Source organism: Paenibacillus dendritiformis (assembly GCF_945605565.1).
GTDB classification, from domain to species: Bacteria; Bacillota; Bacilli; order Paenibacillales; family Paenibacillaceae; genus Paenibacillus_B; species Paenibacillus_B dendritiformis_A.
In genome coordinates this window covers 3,851,788-3,870,839 of record NZ_OX216966.1, presented here as the reverse complement: position 1 = coordinate 3,870,839, position 19,052 = coordinate 3,851,788, and the positions used below count along the sequence as shown (strand labels likewise).

Genomic DNA, 19,052 nt, shown 5'->3' with positions numbered 1-19,052 from the left:
GTCACATGAAAGGGAGTGACGATATGCCGTTGGTTCATGTTTATTATCGAGAAGGTCTATTGCATCAGGAGGAGGTGAAAGAGGTAAGCGCCTGTATTCATCATGCGTTGATTGAGCATTTTAATATTCCGGAAAATGATTATTTTCACATGTATTTCCCCTGTCCCTCCCATTCATTTTTGTACGATCCGTATTATCTCTTACAGGATGGGGCAAAGAGAACCGATAACATCATGCATGTCTCCATTACATGCGGACCAGGGAGAACCGTAACTCAGAAAACGAAGTTATATCAAGCCATTTCAGAAGCTTGCCGCCGTCATGTACACATCTCCGCAGCCGACGTGTTTATTACATTAATTGAGACACCTGCTGAAAACTGGTCATTTGGTCAAGGAAGAGCACAATTAGTTGAAGAGGAAAAAAAGTTGTGAATGAGCGTAGCGAAGCTGACATACCGAAGAAAATGAGAAATATCGTTCCCGATTTTGTTAGTTATCCGAACTTAGATTATTCGAAAAGGGATGGAGAGATCCAACGATATCGTCCCAAGAAAGAAGTTTGACTATATTTGCTGTTCTATTAGTATCGGGAATCTGGATGAAGAAGCATATAACAGGGGGGAAAGGAATGTTTAAAGATAAAGTGGTATTGGTGACCGGCGGCGCAACGGGGATTGGGAGCGCAACCTGTATTAAGCTGTCCTCTCTTGGAGCCAAGGTCGTTGTCAACTATTCCAAGTCATTTCAGGAAGCGCAGGACACCTACCATCAATTATCGAATCCCGGGCTGCTGTATCAAGCAGATATTGGTGATGAGCGTCAAGTGAAGGAAATGATTCATGCTTGTATTCAGACGTTTGGAAAATTGGATTATCTCGTTAACAATGTGGGCATTACGCATCAATTGGCTATGGATGATTTTGACGGAGCCACTGATGAAATCTGGGATAAACTTTGGCATGTCAATGTGAAAGGAACATTTTATTGTATTAAGGCGGCCCTACCCTTTTTAAGAAAAGGGGAAGATCCGGCAATCGTTAATATCGGAAGTGTGGCAGGCATAACCGGGTTAGGTTCTTCCGTACCGTATGCCGTGACCAAATCGGCTGTTCACGGATTAACCAAGTCACTTGCGTTTTCATTAGCGCCGGACATAAGAGTGAATTGTATTGCTCCCGGTGCCGTAGACACGAGATGGTGGAAGGGAAATGAAGAAAAAATGAAAGCCCTCGCCGGGAATATTTTATTAAAAAGGATATCGACACCTGAGGACATTGCTGAAACGGTGTGCTATACACTGGTTCAAAAGTCACTGACAGGACAAATCATAACCGTGGACAATGGCCAGACGATGTAAGCAACGATTCCCCAGCCCCGCTTAGCTCGTATCCGGAGACTACCGAAGCAATGGGTGCATCTTAAGAAGCTCCCCTCCTTTTGATACGGCCTGTCCGCATCTGGCATTGGGTGCGAACAGGCCGGCCACTTCCTGCGGCACGGCCTGTTCCCCTCATTCGTTGCTGGCCCGATCATTCGCCGGGATTTTTTTTATAATTTTCCGTCCGGCTATCCTGAATAACGCCGCCCCAATTGAGCCCGAACCCGAAATCATACCGATGGTTCTCCGAATCGGCATGACACTCCATATCATGAGCGGCATCCTCGAGCTGCGCCTCCACGGTCTCCATATGGGCAGGCATTTGCATCGGCAATAGTCCGGATGGCTCGGCGGCGCCGGTCAGCACATCGAGGATGGCCTGATCCTGCACACCGAAGTGAGCGAGGATTCCGTCCGCCGCCGGCTCGAACTCGGCGACGACCGCCGGGGTGGACAGCATGAGCGAGACGATGACCGGCTTGCCCTTCATCCGTTCGACCGTATCCAGCAGGGCGTCCAAATCCGCCGCGTTCTGCGTCGTCACTGTTTTGCCTGAATAGGAACGGTTCTGCGCTCCTCCTTCCCGAACATCTCCGGCCAGGCTCTGCTTCCGCGCCTGCGCTGCCGTATAGGGCCGATACTGCAAGCTGATCGGCACATACCCGTTCCCGCCATTGTCCGCATCTTCCTGGCTAAATCCCGTCCCCGACTTCGGACTGCGCATGCAGACGAGCGCGAAGTCCGCCTCATCCGGATGATCCGTCACCTTGAAATATTTCGCGGCGATCTCCAGGTTAAGGGGATATTCGAGCGTCTCCGGCGTCGGATTGCCGAACCAGTCCTTCCCTGGCGGCGTGTAACGCTGCGGAATATAGACGGTGCTGCCAGGCTTGAGCGGCAGGACACCGCTCTTGTTCTTGAGCATCACGATCGACTTGAGCTGCGCTTCATAACCGGCTTGCATGTAGCTTGGGTGCCCGACAACCCGCGCGCTCGCCTCGACGTCCAGATACGGGTTCTCGAAGAGACCGAGACGGAACATGTTGGTCAGCAGCCGCACTGCCGACTGCTCGAACCGCTTCCGCATAGCCGCCTCGCCGTGCTCCGCCACGCCCATGCGGTATGCTTCCAGCACAGGCTCGACCTCGTTGTTGCCGCCGAATTGATCGACGCCGGCCATCAGGAGCTTATAATGCCGCTCGGCGACGGACAGCTCCTCGACGCCCCACGGCTTGCCCGACAGGAAGCTGTCCTTGCCGCCCGATTCATCGGCGGTAATCAGCCAATCCGTGCAGACGACGCCGTCGTAGCCGTATTGGCCCCGCAGCAGGTCGCGGATGAGATAGGCGTTATACGAATTGCCGACATTCTCTCCGTTCACGGTATCCCGATCAGTCGATATCGTGTAATACGGCATGACGGCGGAGGCCATCTTCGTAGGCCCGTCAAGCCGGAAGGCGCCTTCCGTGAACGGCTTCAAATGCTCCTCGAAGTTGTTCCCTGGGTAAACCGCGTATTTCCCGCACGCATAATGCGCGTCCCTTCCTCCTTCGCCCGAGCCGCCGCCCGGCCAATGCTTCACCATCGCATTGACGCTATCATATCCCCAGCCGTTCGCAATCTCGGCGTCGTCCGCCGAGGTCTGGAAGCCGTCGATATAAGCGCCCCCCATATCCGTCGCCAGACGCGAGTCTTCGCCGAAGGTGCCGTTGAACCGGAACCAGCGCGGGTCGGTGGCGATATCAATCTGCGGCGATAGGGCCGTGGCAATGCCAAGCGCCCGGTATTCCTTGGCCGCGATCTCGCCGAACCGGCGCACGAGCTCCGGGTCGAAGGTGGCCGCCAGCCCAAGCGGCTCGGGCCACATCGAGATGGCGCCGCCTGCCCCGGCATTGAATTCGGAGCTGGAATCGGAGCTGTGGCGCGGGTCGGAGCTGTTGTTGGCCGGAATCCCCAAGCTCGTGCCTTCCGCGAAGGCCTGCACCACATTGCTCCATTGGGCCGCCGTCTCGGGGCTCTCCACCGAGGTGACCAGGATGTGCCGCACATGATCCTCCGTCAGGAACTTGATCTGTTCATCCGTCAGATCCCACGGGTTCGCGCCGCTCTCTTCATAGGCTTTGCCGCTATAAGTGCTGGCGAACCATCCGCCGCTTGCCGCCGGAATGGCTTGATGTCTGCTGTATAGCATCAAGCCCGCGATTTGCTCAATCGACATCTTGGAAGCGAGGTCCTTCGCCCGCTCCTCCGCGGGCAGCCGCCAATCTTCGTATTTATCCAGGCTTCCATTGCGATTCAAATCCTTGAAATAGAATCCGTCCTGCTCCAATATCGAGACGCCTGACGCCTTGGAATATCCAAGCGTCGGCCCTTGCTGGTTGCGTACATACGCAATGGTTTCTTCTTGCCGGTTGACTGTTGTCTTTTTCTGTGTCACGTCTCCAATCCCTCCGCTATCCATTCTCTCTAGTTCAATCCCAGCGCTTGATTGAGCCGCTCAATCAGCTGCTCCAGCTCGGCTTCGGTCATGCCGCTTCCCATCATGCCCGACAAGGAGCGAAGCCCGTCATATTTTTTCCACTCCACGACGGATTCGAACAGCTGCGCCAGGCCGCTGTCATCCATGCTCTCCGCGAACATCGCCCCCATTTGCTTCACGCTCTCCATGCTGTCGTTCATCGCCTGTTCGGCCAGTTGGGCCGTGGCCGGAATCGCCAGCAACTCATGGAATCGCGTCGTGCGGGTCACCTTCGTAAACGGAACCGCCGTCGAATGAACGTCTATTGCTGCCGTCAGCGGCGTATCCGCCGAGGAAGGGCCGACCAGAATGTCATAGGTTCCGCTCTCGGCGAACCACTCATGGATATCCGTATTAAAATAGGCAAAGGATCGTTTATCCAAGATGAAGCTGACCTCTGCCGCTTCGCCGGGCTCCAGGCTGATCTTGGCAAATCCCTTCAGCTCCTTCACCGGTCTGACCACGCTGCTGCCGGCATGCTTCACATAGAGCTGCACGACTTCCTTTCCTGCGCGGCTGCCCGTATTGCGCACCGTAACGATTACGGTCGCCGTGTCCGTATCCTTCATGCTCGACTTGTCGATCCGGATCTGTTCATAAGCGAACGTCGTATAACTGAGTCCGTGCCCGAACGGGAACAGCGGCGTTTCTTTCTTCGCCTCATAGTAGCGGTAACCGACGAATATTCCTTCCCCGTAAAACACTTCTTTTTTCCCGCCCGGGAAGTTCAGATAGGATGGCGTTTGCTCCAGCGAGACAGGGAACGTTTCCGCCAGCTTGCCGCTCGGATTGACATGTCCATAGAGGACGTCCGCCGCCGCGCTGCCTGTCGCTTGCCCGCCCAAATAGCCTTCGAGCACCGCCTTCACCTTCGGCAGCCACGGCATCGCCACCGGCGCTCCGTTGGACAGAACGACGACCGTATTCGGCTGCACGGCCGCTACACGCTCGATTAAGGCGCAATGCGATGCCGGCATCTCGAGATGGGTCCGGTCCAGCCCCTCCGATTCGAACGCATCCGGCAGACCGGCAAAAATAACGGCGACATCCTTGCCTGCGGCCAGCTTCGCCGCTTCCGCGATCAGAGCTTCATCGATCGCGTCCTCCTCCAGCCGGTAGCCTGGAGCGAAGGCGACCTCCCCTTCCGCCATCGAGGTCATGAACTCGATGGCGGTGTCCATCCGCGTCGGCACAATATGCGAGCTGCCGCCTCCCTGGTAGCGAGGCTGCGCCGCGAAGGCGCCGATTACCGCCACGGATTGCTGTTTGTCCAGCGGGAGCAGGCCGCCGTCGTTTTTGAGCAAGACCATGCATTCCGCCGCCGCCCGCCGCGCCAAGGCATGATGCGCTTCCTTGTCGTAGGTAAAGCCTTGCTTCTTATTGTCATAAGCTTGGAAAATTACGGTCAGCAGGCGCTCCACCGCCTGATCCAGGACGGCTTCATCCAGTTCGCCCGATCGCACCGCATCCACGATCATCCGGTCGTGCTCCGGACCGGCATAAGGCATTTCCAGCTCCAGCCCTGCCTTCAATCCCTTCACCCGTTCGTTGATCGCGCCCCAGTCCGTCATGACGAAGCCTTCATGCTTCCAGTTCTCCTTCAGTACATCCGTCAGCAGCTGCGAGTTCTCGGAGCAGAACTCCCCGTTCACCTGGTTGTAGGCGCACATGACGGTCCACGCCTTCCCGTCCATAATCGGACCTTCGAAGCTGCGCAAGTAGATTTCATGCAATGACCGCTCGTCGACGACCGCATTGATGGAATTCCGCAGCGTCTCCTGATTGTTGACCGCGAAGTGCTTGACCGATGTGCCGACGCCCTGCCCTTGCACGCCCCGCACATGATGGGCGCCCATTTCCGAGGATAGATACGGATCCTCCGAGAAATATTCGAAGTTGCGGCCGCACAACGGGGAACGCTTAATATTCACCGCAGGGCCGAGCAGGATCTGAACATCCTCCGCCTGGCATTCTTCCCCGAGGGCAGCCCCCACTTCCTCGATAAGCTCCCGATCCCATGAGGACGCGAGACCGGCGCCGCTCGGAAAGCATGTTGCCGGAACGGTCTTGCTCGACATATCCGCCGGATTCGCTTGCTTGCGAAGCCCGTGCGGGCCGTCGGTCATGACGATGGACGGGATGCCCACCCGCTCGACCGCTTTGGTCTGCCACATATTCAGTCCCGAGCAGAGACTTGCTTTTTCCTCCAGCGTCATTCGCTTCATGATATCTTTCACTTGCCTATTCATGCGATAATCCTCCCGTATGCGGTAATGAAATGTCTTTGTTCGTCTGTCCGATTTCCGGCAAAGGCTTGACGGCGGCCATGCCCAGCACGACGCAGAGCGCCAACACGATATAGAAGAAAGTCCACCCGCCGATTCCGAGCAGCAGCGGAGCGATCGCAGGCACGATCGATTGCGGCAGCGCATTGGCGACGTTCATCAAGCCGAAGTCTTTGGCCGCATCCTCCTTGCGCGGAAGAATCCGGGCAACCAATGCCATATCGACGGCGCTGAAGCAGCCGAAGCCCAAGCCGATGATGGCTGACGCTACAATATATGCCGTATATTGAGGCACAAAGGCGTACAGCAGAATGCCGAACACCATAATCAGCGCCGAGCCGTACAGGAAAGGCTTCTGTTTCTTGAATTTATCGGACAATACGCCGCCGAATATACTCGTCACGGCCGAAGCGATCAGGCAAATAATGTTCAAGGTGCCGACGCTGTTCGTTGCTTGACTCTCCGTGAAGCCCATCCGGTTCACCAGCATGACCGTCAAGTACAGCGTGCTGCAATAGCCCATCATCAGCAGGAACTTCGAGACGATAGCCCAGGTGAATTCCGGGAACTTTCTTGGGCTCGGATAGATTTTGCTGATTTTCTCGCCGAGCGACAGTTTCTGCTGTTCGGCCTTCACGATCTCTACCTTCCCGTCGCGAATCACAAATAAACTGACGATCGGTCCCGCAATGCCGATAATCGCAATTACGAGCCATTTCATGTCCGAGGAGGCGGAGTTCATCAGCATCATCAGCACCATGCCGATGCATACGGCCGCAGGCAGGACGAGCCCGACGATGCCGGATATCGTTCCCTGTCTCTCCTCCATGACCTGATCCGGGATGAGCGCGGTATAAGCCGCCATGCCGAAGTTGAAGAACAGCTGCGCAATCGCCCAGCCGATCAGGATTTGCCATATTTCCGTGGCCATCCCCACCCACAGCAGCGCAGCGCAGCCGACCAGCGGGCCGAGGAAAATCCATGTCCGTCTGCGCCCGAAGGAGATGTTCGTCCGGTCGCTGATCGCGCCCCCGAGCGGGTTGCCAATCAGGGCGAAGAATGCGCCGACGCCGGCGACTAAGCCGTACGAAGCGGTGTAACCGTTCGGATCGACCTCGATCATTTTGAAGGTGAGCAGCAGCATTGCCGGAGTCATCAGTCCGAGCATCATGCAGCCATAACCGAAGATGATGCCGAACGTTAATCGGCCCAGCGGAGTTCGGACTTGCCCTTTTATCATTGGTTCAGCCATCGTAACTGCCTCCTAAGAGAGAATTGAAAACGTTTGCAAATATATTATAAAAAAAAGCCCCTGTTCCGAGACAGGCGGCTATTTATAGACTTCTGTAGTTATTTTTAACGTCTTTTTTAGAAACGCTTACATGGCAGCCGGAACCGAGATTAAAAAGTGACCCAAATGTCAGTACACCGGGATGAGCTCCATCAGCTGCACCCCGTGAGGCTCCAGCACCGATAGATAGGTCCTGCTGTCTTCCATATCGACATACTGGACATGCATCCTGGGGCCGGAATTCGCCTTGAGGTAAGCGATATCCTCGACAGACAGCGGCTCGGGAGCTCCCATCTCGACCCAGCGGTCATAGCTGCTCCCGTGCTTGCGGCCGATCGTATACGTAACCAGCCGGTAGGTTCCGGGGCGGATTCCTTGTAGCTCGATCTGCATTTTTACCGTTTTTTCATCCTTGAACCCGTTATACCGGTTCGTTGCATTGATGAAGGACGTATCCCCCATCGCATACAGATCGTCGAAATGACAATAATTGAAGGTCAGGATCTGATATCCTCCGCGGCCGGCGGTCGCGATGTAGCGATCCCCCCGGGCAAGGAGGCGGTCTCCGAGCTTGGCAAGCAGCTCATACGCAACCAACGCGGCCTTCGGAATGCCGTGCTGGGCGATCAGTCCAAGACCTCCGTGATACAGATGGGCCGAAGCGGCGGTCTCCTCGATATTGTCGCTCAGCACCCAGTAGCCGAAGCCGCTGATGCGGTCCAGATTATCGATAATGTTTTTGGCGAGATAGGCCGCCTTATACACGGTATCATTCGTCAGTTCCCGGTGATACGCGGTGGAATTCCATTCCGTGAGAACCAATTCCTTCTCGGACAGCCCATGCTCGGCAAGCAGCTCCATCTCGCGCGCGAGCATATCCCGCAAAAAATCCGGATTCGGGGATATCCCGATGAACTCCTCCAAAATTCGGCGGTACGGCTGCAGCGGCAGCGAATCCGCCGGCTCTGAATAGAGTACGCCTTCAATATTTTCATGCGGATAGAAATGAAACGGAATAAAGTCCGGCAAGCACTGATTGCTGCGGCAGAACGCAAAAAATTCGTCATTCAGCCGATGCGAACGAATGGTAATGATGCGGCCGGGCGCGCCGATGCGCAGCCGCTCCGATACGCCCTTCAAGGTCTGATAGGTTCGCAGATACAGCTCCATATATTCCGCCATCGTTCCCGGCCAGAACGTCTGCAGCTCCGGCTCATTCCAGAATTCGAAGTTCCAGGTCTCCACTTCCTCCGCGCCGTAACGGTTCATGCAGTGGCGAAGGAACCGGTCCACCAGCAGGCACCACCGGTCGATCGATTTCGGCTTGCTGACGCAGCTTGCCTTGTAGAACACCTTCTTGCCCGGATCGTCCGCCAGCAAGGAGGGCATGAAGCCCAGCTCCACGAACGGCTTCAGACCGACGGAGAGCAGGAAATCGAACAACTGGTCCACGAACCGGAAATTAAACCGGGGCTGTCCCGCCTCGTCCTCGTCATATACCATCATTGCATCGTCGAAGATGCCGTGGAACCGCAAATAGCGGAAGGGGCATATCCGCTGAACATGGCGCAGCTGTTCCTGAACATCGGCATGCAAGCCTTCTTTGGCTTTGCCGATCGTAATCAGCTGCTTCCACGTATGCCGAATCGGCTCGCCGGGGACGGACAGGTCCACTTCATAGGCAGCCTCTTCCACCTCGCGAATATCATCCCCTATGCCAAGCGATTGGCTGCGCTGCAAATACTGATTGATGATGCCCAGCGCGCTCGACTGATTGAACGCCAAATAGTTGGCCGATGGCTTTTCCTTTTGATCCGTGAGCGGCCGGTACTGCTTCCGGTACTCGTTGGGCGTCATATGATACTTTGCTTTGAAGGCGGCGTAAAAAGACTTCGCATTCGGAAATCCATGATGCATGGCAAGGTCTGCGATCGGCGCGTCGGCATGCCGCAATAGATCCTCAACCGTGTTTTTCAAGCGGATGCTGGTCAGATAAGCCTGGAAGTTCAGACCGATATTCTCGCTGAAAAATTTGGACAAATACGGCACCGACAAATATTCGCGCTCGGCGATCGCCTGCAGCGTGATCGGCTCCTGGTAATGCTCGTCGATAAAGGTAATGATGCGCAGCATTCGGTCCATATACTTCTCATTCATGACGCTTTCCATCGCGGGCCGCTTAAATCGCTTCAGGAGGATGGAAAATACGCTCAGCATGCGGGCCTGCATGTCGAGCTCATAGCCCTCCCCCTTTTTATGCTTCAACTGCACCATCTCCGCCAAGCATTGGCGAATGCGGTCCAGCGCCAGCTTCTCCTCCTTGCTGGCCTCTCCCGAATAACAGGCGAAATTGATGGCTTCGATGCCGTTTACGTTATCCTTCATATACTTGAACGGAATAAGAAACGTCGCGATAATATTGACGTCCAGCCCAATGACTTCGTGCACATGGCCTTGATTGATCAGCAGCACATCCCCTTCGGACAAGGCATATTTCCGCTGATTCACCGTCGCTTCCAAGGTGCCCCGCATCACGAAGATGATTTCCATGCTGTTATGCCAATGATTGGGCACGTAGTTCACGCTGTGCAGCGACACATCGAAGGGCAATGCCTCGTCCGTTTCCACGAATTCATAAATTGGATGACTCACCGGGATATCCTCCATTAGTACGATTTCTAGCGATGCGTATATCCTTATACCTACATTTTATATGAAGCCGGGCTGAAAGCAAAAAAAATCGTCACGGCTGCCCATTCGTTCAGCGAGTCCGCCAAAGCTACATTAGCCTCAGCTCCATCCGTTCGTCATCAAAAGCTGCATTTGCTCCAGTCACTTCATTCCTCTGCACAGCAAACTGGATTTGCTTCCGCCCCTTCGTTCATCTGCTCCACCATCATAGCCGCATTATCTCCCTCTCCTCCGTTCATCTGCTCCACCAATGCTGCAAAATTACAGCAATTTCATTGACACGAGTTTGCGAAAAAAGGAATGCTGCAAAAATGCAGGAATTACCTGCGAGATGGCGCGGATAGATGTCAGAATGGGCGAAAAGATGTAGTTTCGGCTAGGCCCCCTATATCCGGAGTCCTGCCCACCAAAAAATATGCGTTCTTAGAATTGCTTCCTATTTCGCGTAATTACATGGCCCGATGATATTTTGATCGGTCTTCCAGCGTCATGACCCACTTCGAGAATTGCGATGGTGACATGCTCTTTAGGCTACCATGCATTCTGCGGTTGTTGTAGAAATCCATATAACGATCAAGTGCTTCATAGGCCTCTTCAAATGTCATAAATTCCGTCAGGCTGAACAGATCACGTTCGAGTATGCTATGAAATGACTCAATGTACGCGTTCATATTCGGGCTACGCGGCGGGATCCGTTCATGGACGATCTCCAGACTCTCGCACGTATCACCAAACAGCTTGCTGACAAACTGAGGCCCGTTGTCGGTGCGGATGGTAGGTAAGTCATCGCCGGGATTCAGACGTTCTTGCAGCGCACGGCATAGTGTCTGCACGACGTGCTTGGCCTCACAGACGGAACCCCGGTATTGTCCGACGACGACGCGGTCAAATACGTCGATGATACTGAGCACGAAAAAGAATCGCTGACGCCCAACCACGTACCCATATTTAATGTCAATTTGCCATAGCTGATTCACCCCGGTTACCGTTCGGTTTCTCGGTACTCTGCGAGGATGTTTGCTTGTTTTCTTTCGTTGTTTCTGAAGAATTCCTAACTCCTTGCAAATGCGGTACGCCTTTTTCTTGTTTAGGATCAAGCCACGTTGTCTGCGGAGGCACAGCGCCAAATTCTTGTACCCATACACGTGCTCTTCTCCTTCCAGGAGTTCGAGCATCCATTCTTTAATCTGTTCATCTGCAACTTTCCGGCCCGTGTTCGTAGAGGAAAATCCAGGTACAGGACGCCCTTTTAGGCCGCATGAAGCACGTTCTTCGGTGTTGCATGCCTCTCGTTTCTTCCGGCCATAGTACGTCGATTCGTGAACTTTCAGGATACGCAGAACCTTAGCTGTTGCATGCCCCCGCTTAATAAACGATTCTGCTACTTCAAGTCTTTCAGATAAGCGGGGTTCTTCTTTTTTACGAGTTCTCGCAGGATTTCGATCTCAAGTTCTTTTTCACCCAGGAGCTTTTTTGCCTGTTCAAACTTGGCCTCCACCTCTTGAAGTCGACGGAGTTCTTGAAGATGCTCGTCTGCTGCAGGTATCTCCTCTTGACTAATTTCGTCACGGTGGTCTCTAACCCAAACACGTACAGTCTCCGGATGTACACCGTACATTCGGGCGAGAGTTCCCACCTTAATGCCGGCCAGTGCTTCCTTTACGATTTCCAAGCGTATTTCTTTGCTAAAGTGCTTTCCCATACTTATTGCCCCCTCTGATAACAGCTTATAATATTGGGGCCAAGAGCTCCAGTTTAATTAGGGGGCCTAGGAGGTTTTGCAGGATTTTCTCGTAATTTTGCCTCTTGGGTCTCAAAATGCTGCGCCTGTGCAGCAATTTGATGTGGACCAGCCTGCCTGAACCTGTCCTTCCAACCCTATCACACCACGCTCAGCCCCCCTCCATACACAAAAAAAGCCGAACAACATGTTCGGCCAGTCTTGCAATTTCGCGGCATTGCCTGCGCTTGCGTTCCTCACTGCTTCATATGCCGCAAATAAAGACGGGTTTCTGCCACGACCACGCCGGACAATCCCAACAGAGCGACCAAGTTCGGAAGAGCCATCAGCCCGTTCACGATATCCGAGAGAAAATAGATCGACTGCAGCTTGATGAACGCGCCTGCCGCAACCATCACGATGAACGCGATGCGGTAAGGCAAGATCGCCCGTACACCGAATAAATAGACAATGCAGCGCTCGCCGTAATAATTCCATCCCAGAATCGTCGTAAAAGCAAATAAAACAAGACATACCATCAGAACGAGAGAACCGAAGGGCATCGCGGCATCGAACGCCGCCTGCGTCATCGCCGCGCCTTCCGCCGTACCGTTCCAAGCCCCGGTCACAATCAGCGTCAGGCCGGTCAGCGTACAAATAATAATCGTATCAATGAACGTACCGGTCATCGATACAAGTCCCTGTTCCGCGGGCCATTTCACCTTGGCCGCCGCCGCTGCGATCGGGGCGCTGCCGAGCCCGGATTCATTCGAGAACACTCCTCTCGCGATGCCGCTCCGAATGGCCATCATGACGGTCGCGCCGAGGAATCCGCCTCCGGCCGCCGTCGCGCTGAAGGCGCTCTGGAAGACAAGCGACAGCGCGTTCGGAATCTTGTCGGAGAACGCGATCAGAACGATGCCGCTGGCTGCGACATAGACGAGAGCCATCACAGGCACGACTTTGGTGGTCACCCTTGCAATGCTCTTGAGACCGCCAATCGTCACCAGAGCTACCGCGAGGGTCACCACTCCCGCGGTTACCGCTACGGGAATCCCCAGGCTGGACTCGCTGGAGGATACGATAGCGTTCACCTGGGGAAGGGTGCCGATTCCGAACAGAGCGACCAATACCCCGCTTATCGAGAAGTAGATCGCGAGCGGCTTGAACTTCGCGCCCAGACCTTGCTCAATATAATACATCGGTCCGCCCGACACTTGCCCGTTCGCATCTATCTTCCGGAATTTGACGGCCAGGAGGCCTTCGGCATACTTCGTCGCCATGCCAAAAAAAGCGGCCAGCCACATCCAAAACAACGCGCCCGGCCCGCCTATCTGAATCGCGGTGGCGACGCCGACAATATTCCCCGTTCCGATCGTGGCCGCCAGGGCGGTAGCCAGCGCGCCGAAGCTCGTCACGTCGCCTTTGCCGTCATTTTTCGCCGTGAATATGAGCTTGAGCGCCAGCGGCAGACGAAGCACCTGCAGCAGCCCGAGCCGAATCGTCAAGAAGATCCCCGTTCCTACTAATAAGATTAATAGCGGCGGCCCCCATACAAATTGATTCACCCGATCCAGCCATACTTCCAATCCATGCATTACAATTCCCCTCTTCATCTTGAAATCAATGTCTAATGACATAAAAAAGAGCCAAATCGATAGATTTGACTCCGGGGACATTTTTTGCAGAACAGCAAAAAGAACGATATGTGAATACAATCACAATACCAACATAAAGATGCCTGACATCTGCAATCCCTGTCCTTTTACCTGAGAGTTTTAACGCGCGTCTTGCCACGTCTTGCCCCTTCGGTGCTCCGTGATGGAGTCTCTCCAGAGTCCTGTCCGTATACGGTCCTGCTTCATCCAATTCGGTCACGAACGATAACAAGCGCCTGAGAGCTTTGCCCCTTCGGCCAGGCTTGATCCTGTCTCCCGTATACTTCATCCAGTTATGAAGTTGTTCATCCATTATAGAGAACCATCTCAGATTCCGCAAGGATCTTGTATATGGAAAAAAGAACCACACCTGCTTTCTCCCGCTCACAACGGGCATGATTCGTCCTCCTGGAGAATACATATCTTGTGAGAGCCTGCAATCATTGTCAATGAATATTCTCACAAAGGAGTGATTATGCTTGTCATCGTTCCAAATCAGTCCGAAGGTTGAAGCTTTTTTGCAAGGCACGAAGAAGCTGTTCATCAATGGTGAGTGGGTCGAATCCGTCCAGAACAACGTCTTTTCGTCGATCAATCCGGCCACGGGTGAAGTGCTCGCGGTCGTGTCGGAAGCGCGGGAGGAGGATGTGGACCGGGCGGTCAAGGCGGCGCGCCATGCATTCGATCATGGAGAGTGGTCCACCATGAGCGCGGCGGCTCGCAGCCGTCTCATCTATAAGCTGGCCGATCTCATCGAGGCGAACAAGCAAGAACTGGCCGAGTTGGAGACGCTGGACAACGGCAAGCCGCTGCGGGAAACGAGGTCGGCCGATCTTCCGCTGACAATCGAGCATTTCCGTTATTATGCCGGTTGGGCTACGAAAATCGTCGGACAAACCATTCCTACGGCAGGCAACTTCCTCACCTATACAAGACATGAAGCGGTCGGAGTAGTCGGCCAGATCATTCCGTGGAACTTCCCGCTGCTGATGGCCGCCTGGAAGCTCGGCGCCGCCCTAGCCACCGGCTGCACCGTCGTCCTGAAGCCGGCGGAACAGACGCCGCTGTCTGCCCTCTACCTGGCTCAGCTAACCCAGGAAGCCGGGTTCCCGCCTGGCGTCATCAACGTCATCCCCGGCTTCGGCGAGACGGCGGGCGCTCCGCTCGTCCGGCATCCGCAAGTCGACAAGATCGCCTTCACCGGCTCGACGGTTGTCGGGAAATCGATCATGCGCGAAGCTGCGGACACCGTCAAAAAAGTAACGCTCGAGCTCGGCGGCAAATCGCCGAACATCATCCTCCCGGACGCCGACCTGTCCCGGGCGGTGCCCGGCGCGCTGCGGGGCATCACCTTCAATCAGGGGCAGGTGTGCTCGGCAGGCTCACGACTCTACGTGCAGAAGAAATTGTATGATAACGTCGTTGCCGACCTGGCGTCGGAGGCAAAGCGGATCCGGGTAGGAACTGGCCTCGATCCGGATACGGAGATGGGTCCGCTCGTCTCGTCCGAGCAGCATGACATCGTGAAGCGCTATATTGAAGCCGGGAAAGCGGCCGGCGCGGAGCTGGTTGCCGGCGGCAAAGTGCCAAGCGAGCAGGGCTACTTCGTCGAACCGACAATATTCGCGCATGTCGATCCGAAGATGACGATCGCCCGCGAAGAAATCTTCGGGCCTGTCGTGGCGGCGATGCCGTACGATACCCTCGACGACTTGATTGAGCAGGCCAACCAATCCGATTACGGCTTGGCTGCGGGAGTATGGACGCAAAATCTGAAGCAAGCCCACTATCTGGCAAGCAAGCTGAAAGCCGGCACGGTCTGGGTGAACTGCTATAACGTCTTCGATGCGGCCGCTCCGTTCGGCGGCTACAAGCAATCAGGCCTCGGGCGCGAGATGGGCTCCTACGCACTCGACAACTATACCGAAGTGAAGACCGTCTGGGTGAACCTGAAGTAGGGCTGGGACTGGAAATGGGACTGCGGGGGCCAGGATTACGGCGGACGGCTCAGGCCGCATCCGGAACGTAATCGCTTGAACCCGGGATTCGGCAAGACGTCAAGCCGCGCGCGGCTTGGCGTCTTTTTGCCGTTCGCTCAAGTCCGTTCCCGGCCCAGGCGCAGCAGCCGTTCCTCATATTTTTTCTATTTTATGTTAATAAGACGTAAATCCCATGAATAAAAATACATATCGAATCCACCGTTCCCCCGATCATCCATACACGCATACACGTGCCGCAAAGTTAAAGCGCATATCTCGCTTTCCGTACGGCGGCCTACTGCCTCATCCGGTATAAGCTCAGCTTGAGTTCTTATACATCCAATCCAATCGCAAGGAGGAAAATAAAGTTGGCAAATCGTTGTGTACCCCATCCATTGTTCCGGAGCTGGCTGCTTGCCAGCGGCATGGCGCTCGCCCTCATGTTCGTCATCATCGTCTTCTCCGGCAAAGCGCTTGCCCACGGCTACATTGATTCCCCAAGCAGCCGCGCCGACCTGTGCGCCAAGGGCGTCAACAAAAAATGCGGATTCATCATCTACGAACCGCAAAGCCTGGAAGCGCACAAGGGCTTCCCTGCCGCCGGTCCGGCCGACGGCAAGATTGCAAGCGCGGACGGCGCTTTTCCGGAGTTGGATCAGCAGTCGGCCACCCGCTGGAGCAAGGTCAGCATTAGGCCGGGAACGACGACGTTCCATTGGACCATTGAAGCCAATCATGCGACCACAAGCTGGAAGTACTACATCACGAAGCAGAACTGGAATCCGGATGAACCGCTCACTCGCGCTTCCTTCGACCTGACCCCGTTCTGCAGCGTCGATTACAAAGGCAAGCAGCCGCCTCATTCCTATTCGGATACGTGCGAAGTTCCAAGCCGCACTGGCTATCAGGTCATTTTGGCGGTATGGGAAATCGCGGATACGGCGAATGCGTTCTACAATGTCATCGATGTGGACTTCGGGGGCGGTTCCCCGGTCGATCCGACCCCTCCGACAGCGCCGGCCAACCTGGCCGTATCGAACGTTACGTCAACGAGCGCCGTTTTGAGATGGGATGCATCGACCGACAACGTCGGCGTCACGGGCTATAAGATTTATCGAGGATCCATGTTGGCGGCTTCCACGAACGGAACTACGTTAACCTATACGCTTACGGGGTTGACGCCGAGCACCTCCTATTCGTATTCAGTCCGGGCCGTGGATGGCGCCGGCAATCAATCGGCCAACAGCAATGTCGTCACCTTCACCACCTTGGCCCCGCAGCCCGATACGGAGTCTCCTTCTGCGCCATCATCCGTGACCGCTTCCGCTATCACTTCGTCGAGCGTGACCTTGACCTGGAGCGCATCCACGGACAATGTAGGCGTTGCCGGGTACCGCATTTATAACGGAACGGAACTGGCGGGGACGACGAACGGATTGAGTTACACCGTGTCCGGTTTGCAGCCGGAGACCTCCTATACGTTTACGGTTGTGTCATTTGATGAAGCCGGCAACGCATCCCCGCCGAGCGGCGCGTTGAACGTAACGACAGCGCCCGCCCCTGCTGCGACGCCTTGGGCTCCGAACACCTCGTATGCGGCAGGCGCGCTTGTCATTTACAACGGCAAGACCTATGAGGCGCGGGTCGCGCATACCTCGCTTGTCGGCTGGGAGCCGCCGAATGTCCCTGCCCTGTGGTTGTTGAAATAAAGTGCAGCAGCGAACGCGAACGGAAGCCCTCATCGCCAGGGCTTCTTCCTTTCTTATAAGCCTGTCTGCCCGATGCTGAGTCCCCCCATCTAGCGGCAACGAGCGGCAGCAAGTGGTAATTCTAGTCTATTTCCACTAAAATAATAGAAAGATATGGATGAACATCATCCGTACATAGACATACAGGAGGCAGCAAGGAACATGCACATTACATATTGGAAGGGCGCCGCCGTACAGCTTCGCGCTCCCGACACAGAAGATACTCACGTCTTTGAAGACTTGGACGATGCCATCCTCCAAAGTCATGATTCGATCGCGTTTCCGCGAACGAAGGCGCAAATCGAGGAGTGGATGGAACAAGTATCGCAGGGGGCATCCAAAGACAGCGATGATTTCTTCTGGATTGCGGAAGATAAGGATCGAAATGTGGTCGGAACGATCGAAGTCGCGGGCTGCGATTCCAAAAACGGGACCTTTGATTACGGCATAACCGTCTTGCCCGCCTACAGGGGCAAAGGCTACGCGAAAGATATGATTATCACCGTGCTGAAGCATTACTTCCTGGAGCTGCGCTACGAGAAGGCGACCATAAATGTGTACTCCTTCAACGAGGCGTCGATCAATCTGCATCGCAAGCTGGGATTTAAGGAAGAAGGAAGATTAAGAAGGATGATTTATACGGGCGGGCAATATTATGACGAAGTCTATTTCGGCATGACCAAGGAAGAGTTTCAAGAGCTGTATCTATAGTAACCTGGAAGCCCGTAACGACAGAAAAGGGGCTGACCGCCCCTTTCCGCTTGCCAATACATTTGCGGCCAGCATCACTTGGCCTACATGTCAGCCCTTGCGGGCTGAGACGAGAGAAGCGTAGGTTTGCTCATACTCCTCCCGCAGCTCGGCGACGACATCGGCAATGGGCGCCGTCCGCTTGATCGCCCCCACGCCTTGCCCGGCCGACCAAATATCTTTCCATGCCTTTGCTTCGCTGACTTGCGCAAAAGAGAAATCCATCGTGTCCTTCTTCTGCAATTGGTTCGGATCAAGCCCTGCATTGCGAATGCTGGGAGCGAGATAATTGCCATGGACGCCGCTAAATGCATCCGTATAAATCAAATCTTCCGCATTCGATGCCATGAGCATGCTTCGATAAGCTTCACTTGCAAAGGTCTCGGCCGTTGCGATAAAGCGCGTCCCCATATAGACCATATCGGCGCCGAGCACCTCCATCGCGACAATGTCCTGCCCGCGAGAGATGCATCCGGCTACAATCGTAATGCCATTCCAGAATTCTTGTACCGCGCTCAGAAAAGCAACCGGGTTGAGCGTTCCCGCATGTCCGCCGGCGCCGTTGCACACGAGAATCAAGCCATCAATTCCCGTATTGGCTGCTTTTCTCGCGTGAGTCAGATTGATCACATCGGAAAAAACAAGCCCGCCATATTCATGCACGATGTCGACAACGGGCTGCGGATTCCCGAGCGATGTAATCACAATCGGCGGCTGGAACTTCTTGATCAGATCGAGATCAGTCTCGTACCGTTTGTTCGTCCGGTGCACGATCAGATTTACCGCCCAGGGAGCCACGGGCTGTGCAGTGTCTTCTTCCCGGGCTGCGGCCAGCTCTTGCGTAATCCGCTCCATCCACTCTTCCAAAATTTCTGTCGTACGGGCGTTCAGCAGCGGGAACGAGCCGATAATACCGGCTTTGCAGCCTTCAATCACCATTTCCGGACTTGATACCAGAAACATCGGAGCGGCAATCACAGGCACTGCGAGCCGCTCTTTTATCCGTGCGAATTGCTGTTGCGACATGTTCCT

General features: G+C 54.9%; 13 protein-coding genes and 1 riboswitch. Of the genes, 5 read left to right on the top strand and 8 right to left on the bottom strand.

The genetic code is table 11. The features are described from left to right. Positions 1–23: 23 nt before the first annotated feature. Complete coding sequence (locus tag NNL35_RS17105) at positions 24–434, top strand: tautomerase family protein (RefSeq protein ID WP_006677444.1); 411 nt, start codon at positions 24–26, stop codon at positions 432–434. Positions 435–630: 196 nt separating this feature from the next. Then, on the top strand, positions 631–1,359 hold the full coding sequence (locus NNL35_RS17100) for an SDR family NAD(P)-dependent oxidoreductase (RefSeq protein ID WP_006677445.1): 729 nt from the start codon (positions 631–633) through the stop codon (positions 1,357–1,359). Between the two features lie 172 nt (positions 1,360–1,531). Here NNL35_RS17100 and NNL35_RS17095 read toward each other — a convergent pair whose 3' ends face one another. From NNL35_RS17095 to NNL35_RS17065, 7 genes are all read right to left on the bottom strand, one after another. Further along, positions 1,532–3,841, bottom strand: coding sequence for a glycoside hydrolase family 3 protein (locus tag NNL35_RS17095; RefSeq protein WP_006677446.1), 2,310 nt, complete (start codon positions 3,839–3,841; stop codon positions 1,532–1,534). Between the two features lie 5 nt (positions 3,842–3,846). Then, positions 3,847–6,147, bottom strand: coding sequence for a beta-glucosidase family protein (locus tag NNL35_RS17090; protein WP_006677447.1), 2,301 nt, complete (start codon positions 6,145–6,147; stop codon positions 3,847–3,849). Continuing rightward, positions 6,140–7,435, bottom strand: coding sequence for an MFS transporter (locus tag NNL35_RS17085; protein WP_006677448.1), 1,296 nt, complete (start codon positions 7,433–7,435; stop codon positions 6,140–6,142). Before NNL35_RS17085 ends, NNL35_RS17090 begins: the two co-directional genes overlap by 8 nt. 168 nt (positions 7,436–7,603) lie before the next feature. Next, positions 7,604–10,126 (bottom strand): GH39 family glycosyl hydrolase, encoded by a 2,523-nt coding sequence (locus NNL35_RS17080; protein ID WP_100226360.1) that lies wholly within the window; start codon positions 10,124–10,126, stop codon positions 7,604–7,606. A 488-nt stretch (positions 10,127–10,614) separates the two neighbouring features. Then, complete coding sequence (locus NNL35_RS17075) at positions 10,615–11,535, bottom strand: IS3 family transposase (RefSeq protein WP_276540154.1); 921 nt, start codon at positions 11,533–11,535, stop codon at positions 10,615–10,617. Positions 11,536–11,546: 11 nt separating this feature from the next. Then, positions 11,547–11,867: a transposase gene (locus NNL35_RS17070; protein WP_040734339.1), complete on the bottom strand. Its 321-nt coding sequence runs from the start codon at positions 11,865–11,867 to the stop codon at positions 11,547–11,549. 275 nt (positions 11,868–12,142) lie between these two features. After that, positions 12,143–13,483, bottom strand: a complete 1,341-nt coding sequence (locus NNL35_RS17065; protein ID WP_006677736.1) for an alanine/glycine:cation symporter family protein — start codon at positions 13,481–13,483, stop codon at positions 12,143–12,145. Between the two features lie 149 nt (positions 13,484–13,632). Then, positions 13,633–13,731, bottom strand: a riboswitch (glycine riboswitch). Positions 13,732–14,022: 291 nt separating this feature from the next. On the opposite strand from NNL35_RS17065, the gene NNL35_RS17060 reads away from it, so the two are divergent. The 3 genes from NNL35_RS17060 to NNL35_RS17050 all read left to right on the top strand — a co-directional run bounded on the left by NNL35_RS17060 (position 14,023) and on the right by NNL35_RS17050 (position 17,981). Next, entirely contained in the window at positions 14,023–15,501 is a 1,479-nt protein-coding gene (locus NNL35_RS17060) for an aldehyde dehydrogenase family protein (protein WP_006677738.1), read from the top strand. Positions 15,502–15,890: 389 nt separating this feature from the next. Next, on the top strand, positions 15,891–17,231 hold the full coding sequence (locus NNL35_RS17055; protein ID WP_006677739.1) for a lytic polysaccharide monooxygenase: 1,341 nt from the start codon (positions 15,891–15,893) through the stop codon (positions 17,229–17,231). Positions 17,232–17,432: 201 nt separating this feature from the next. Continuing rightward, positions 17,433–17,981, top strand: a complete 549-nt coding sequence (locus tag NNL35_RS17050) for a GNAT family N-acetyltransferase (RefSeq protein ID WP_006677740.1) — start codon at positions 17,433–17,435, stop codon at positions 17,979–17,981. 90 nt (positions 17,982–18,071) lie between these two features. Here NNL35_RS17050 and NNL35_RS17045 read toward each other — a convergent pair whose 3' ends face one another. Further along, positions 18,072–19,046, bottom strand: a complete 975-nt coding sequence (locus NNL35_RS17045; protein WP_006677741.1) for an NAD(P)H-dependent flavin oxidoreductase — start codon at positions 19,044–19,046, stop codon at positions 18,072–18,074. Positions 19,047–19,052 lie beyond the last annotated feature (6 nt).